Source organism: Intrasporangium sp., from assembly GCF_040414665.1.
In the GTDB taxonomy this organism is placed as follows: Bacteria; Actinomycetota; Actinomycetes; order Actinomycetales; family Dermatophilaceae; genus Intrasporangium.
Genome location: NZ_JBEDUL010000175.1, coordinates 1 through 3,849, shown reverse-complemented (window position 1 = coordinate 3,849; position 3,849 = coordinate 1). Strand labels below are relative to the sequence as shown.

Below are 3,849 nucleotides of genomic sequence, written 5' to 3'. Positions count from 1 at the left end.
GAAGCGCCAGCTGGGAGAGCTGAGCTCGATCGTCACGTCAACCCATGGGTCGGCACACCTCGCGGAGTGCTACACGGGCTGGCCCACCGCCCAGCTCTGAGCCGGCCTTCTCCTCGAGTGTGCACTTTGCGCCGGGCTCAGCTGCACACACGACCTCAGGGAGAGCCCCTCCACCGTCCAGTGATTCGAGGTATTCGGTTCGAGGTTTCCGGTCGCTCTCGAGAGCGAGGCGATACCTCGAATCGGGGAGGGGTGGGACGGGGGATGCGACGAGGTCGTCAGCCTTCGGGTGGAGGCGAGCCTTCCTCCCGCTCGTACCGGGCGAGCTGCTCCGCCGCGATCGCGAAGGCGTGGTTGGCGGTCGGAACGCCGAGGTAGATGGCCACCTGGAGCAGGATCTCCTGGATCTCTCCCGCGGACAGACCGTTTCGGCGGGCCGCACGGACGTGCATGGCGAACTCGTCCCAGTGGTCCCTCGCGACCAGCGCCGTCAGGGTGATCGCGCTGCGCACTCGACGGTCGAGACCGGGTCGGGTCCAGATCTCGCCCCAGGCGTAGCGGGTGATGAGGTCCTGGAAGGGTTCGGTGAACTCCGTCGTGCGGGCCTTGGCGGCGTCCACGTGAGCGTCAGAGAGGACCTCCCGCCTCACGGCCATCCCGTCGCGGTAGGTCTCCTCAGCGGTCCGCTCGCCGCGCCCGGAGGGTCCGGGCCCACCGGCGGTCACCAGGCGCTCGCCTCGGCGACAGGCCCCATGAGGAACTCGGTGATCTCGTGGGCGGTCGCGGCGGGCTGGTCTGCCGGGGGCAGGTGTGCGGCGCCCCCGATGGTGCGAGCCGTCCCACCGGTGGCCGCCGCCACGGTCTCGGCCATCTCGAGCGTTGCTACGGGGTCGTGCTCGCCGGCGAGCGCGAGGACGGGTAGCTCCACCGCGCCTAGCGCGTCGCGGGCATCGAAGACCGCCAGCGCCTCACAGCAGCGGGCATAGCTCAACCGGTCCGCCTCCTGGAGCGAGTCGAGCAGGGCCGCGGCCGTGGCCGGATCGCGCTCGATGGCGCCCGGGGCGAACCACCGCTTCGCGGACACCTCGACCATGACCGGAGTCCCGGCCCGGCGAACCAGCTCAGCGCGCTCGTGCCAGGCGTCGGGCTCCCCGATCCTGGCTCCAGCGGCGATGCCGACGATCCCATCGAAGCCCTGGGCGTGGTCGATGGCCAGAGCGAGACCGACCGCTCCACCCAGGGAGACACCGGCGTAGAGCACCATCCCCGTCGCGTCGTCGCGCAGCTCCTCGGTCGCCTGGACGACAGCCCCCGCGAGGTCCTCGACGGTGAACGGCGCGTCGTGCGGTGGGCTGCCGCCGTGGCCGGGCAGGTCCCACCCCACGACGGTGAGGTCCAGCGGCAGGTGGTCGACGCAGCGGCTCCAGAGCGGGGCGACGGCAGTGCCGAGGGAGGGCCCGACGACAAGGGCACCACCCGGGTGCTCCGCGACGCGCAGATTCGTCAGGGTCAGGGCAATCGTCATGTCTCACCTTGGGCAGGGTCGGGTTTTCTAGGGTCGTTGGGTCGGGTCCTGGGGCGGGCATCGTGGCGGGCAAGGGCCCGGTCGATGAGGGGCTCCGTGGCGCCGAGGTACTGAAGGGGGTCGAGCAGGTCCTCGATCTCGGCGTCCGTGAGGACGGCCTCGTGCAGGTACGCGCGCAGCAGCGGGGTGAGATGACGGGCCCGAGCCCGCCCGCGGAGGACAGGGCGAAGGGCAGCGACGGCCGCCGCACCGTTGGGCAGGGCCGCGATCGTGGTCAACACCCGCTCGCTGACGAGGGCGGGGCCCACCTCGTCGACGTGGCGGCGCATCGCGTCGACGTCGACCACGAGTCCGGTGAGAACCTCGTCGAGCTGCGCGGCCGCCACGACGACCCGGCGGAGCAGGCGGAGCAGGGGACCCCACTCAGCGTGCCAGGCGCCGTCAGGGCGCTCGTCGACCGCGAGGCCGGCTGCGGAGTGGAGGACCGCGCCGAGGTGGGGTGCCTCGATGGCAGCGGAGCGGACGAGGACGGAGAGGACGGGGTTCTGTTTCTGGGGCAGGGTCGACGACCCGCCCCGTCCCTCCGCGGGCGACTCGCGGAGCTCTCCGATCTCGAGGCGGGCCGACAGGACGATGTCCGCGGCGATCCTGCCCATGGCATCGGCGGTACGCACGAGGACGTCGCCGAGGGTGGTGACGGGACCCCGGTCGGTGTGCCACGGTCGTCCGTGGCTCGCGAGCCCCAGCTCCTCGGCCAGCAGGTCGGCCGCCTCGAGGGACCGGCCGGGGGCCAGGGCCTCGATGGCGGCCAGGGTGCCCGCCGCTCCGCCGCACTGGACTGGCAGGGAGTCTCGCGTTGCCGAGAGCTCGTCACGCACGTCGTCGAGGGCACTGAGCCAATCGGCGGCCGTGAGGCCGAAAGTCGTCGGCAGGGCCGGCTGGCCCAGGGTCCGCGCCACCCGCACGGTGCGTCGATGCTCGCGGGCGAGGCGCGCCAGGGCATCGGTACCACTGGACAGGCTCGTCTCCAGTGAGTCGAGGGCTCGGGCCGCGATGCACATCAGGGCGGTGTCGACGACGTCCTGGCTCGTCAGGCCGCGGTGCACTGCCCTGTCGACGTCAGCCGCCGCACCCTCACCGACGGCGTGGACGGCATCCCCCGCGTCAGCCGTCTGCTGCTCGTGCAGGAGCTCACGGAGCGAGGCGAGCATGGGGATGACGGGATTGCCACCATTCTCGGCGGCGCGGGCGAGCTGTGCCACGTCGTGCCGGTCGGCGTTCGCGGCCCCGCTCACGGCTGCCACGACGCCGTCGCCCACGAGGCCGAGCCGGTGCTGCACGCGCACCCAGGCGGTCTCCACGTCGAGCATGGCCTGGAGCACTGCCCGGTCGTCGGTGATCCCGCCCGACCGGTCCGTGCCTGGCTCCAACAGCACGTCGCTCAGGCCCCGTGCCGGGGAAAACGCAGGAACACCGTCTCGCGATCGCCCTGGAGGCGGATGTCGAAACGCAATGAGCCGTCCTCGTCGCGCTGCGCCACGAGCGTGGAGCGCCGCTCCGCGTCGAGCGACGCGAGGAGGGCGTCGCGGGCGAGCGCCTCGACGTCATCGGGCAGGTAGATCCGGGTAAAGAGCCGGTTGAGCAGACCCCGGGCGAACACCGTGACGGCGATGAAGGGAGCCGCCCCGTGGGTCGGGGGGCCGGGCTCGACCGTCGTGAAGGTGTAGCCGCCGTCGCGCCAGGTCGACGTCCGGCCGAACCCGGTGAAGACGCCGGCGTCGCGCCTGAACGTGCCCTCACGCTGGACCACCCGACCGTGCTCATCGGCCTGCCAGATCTCGATCATGGCGTCCTGCAGTCCCTCCCCGTTGCCGTCCGTGACGCGACCGTGCAGACGGACCGAGCCCGGGCTCCCCGGGGGCACCAGGTGCTCGCCCCCCTCGAAGGGCAGCGCGAAGTGGTAGAACGGTCCGATCGTCTGCCCCGGCGTGGGCACCCACGTGGACTCAGCGGCATACAGCGAATTGGTTTGCGTCTCAGGCATGGTCGCCCTCTCGCTCCATCGGTGTGGCATGCGCGCCGGTCAGGACGATGTCCCACCGGTAGCCGAGCAGCCACTCGTGCTCGGAGACGTCGTGGTCGTACTGGGCAACGAGCCGGTCCCTCGCCGACTGGCTGGTGATCGACTGGTAGATGGGGTCGAGGGCGAAGAGCGGGTCCCCCGGAAAGTACAGCTGCGTGATCATGCGCTGCGTGAACTCGGTCCCGAACAGGGAGAAGTGCACGTGGGCGGGCCGCCAGGCGTTGCGGTGGTTGCGCCAGGG

General features: G+C 71.7%; 5 protein-coding genes. All 5 read right to left on the bottom strand.

Annotated elements, in window-relative coordinates; genetic code table 11:
- Positions 1–278: 278 nt before the first annotated feature.
- Positions 279–656 carry a carboxymuconolactone decarboxylase family protein gene (locus ABF401_RS20030; RefSeq protein ID WP_353511356.1) on the bottom strand — a complete coding sequence of 126 codons (378 nt, stop codon included), beginning with the start codon at positions 654–656 and terminating at the stop codon, positions 279–281.
- Between the two features lie 65 nt (positions 657–721).
- Positions 722–1,525 (bottom strand): alpha/beta fold hydrolase, encoded by an 804-nt coding sequence (locus ABF401_RS20025; protein ID WP_353511355.1) that lies wholly within the window; start codon positions 1,523–1,525, stop codon positions 722–724.
- Complete coding sequence (locus ABF401_RS20020) at positions 1,522–2,961, bottom strand: lyase family protein (RefSeq protein ID WP_353511354.1); 1,440 nt, start codon at positions 2,959–2,961, stop codon at positions 1,522–1,524. The genes ABF401_RS20025 and ABF401_RS20020 overlap by 4 nt, the downstream gene beginning before the upstream one ends.
- Before the next feature lie 5 nt (positions 2,962–2,966).
- Positions 2,967–3,569, bottom strand: a complete 603-nt coding sequence (pcaG, locus tag ABF401_RS20015; RefSeq protein WP_353511353.1) for a protocatechuate 3,4-dioxygenase subunit alpha — start codon at positions 3,567–3,569, stop codon at positions 2,967–2,969.
- Positions 3,562–3,849 (bottom strand): dioxygenase family protein (locus ABF401_RS20010; protein WP_502908296.1); only part of this gene is annotated, 288 nt, incomplete at its 5' end. The genes ABF401_RS20010 and pcaG, both read right to left, overlap by 8 nt.

Coding starts and splice junctions, on each gene's coding strand:
- ABF401_RS20030 (WP_353511356.1), bottom strand. CDS start 656: ATGGCCGTGAGGCGGGAGGTCCTCTCTGACGCTCACGTGGACGCCGCC.
- ABF401_RS20025 (WP_353511355.1), bottom strand. CDS start 1,525: ATGACGATTGCCCTGACCCTGACGAATCTGCGCGTCGCGGAGCACCCG.
- pcaG (WP_353511353.1), bottom strand. CDS start 3,569: ATGCCTGAGACGCAAACCAATTCGCTGTATGCCGCTGAGTCCACGTGG.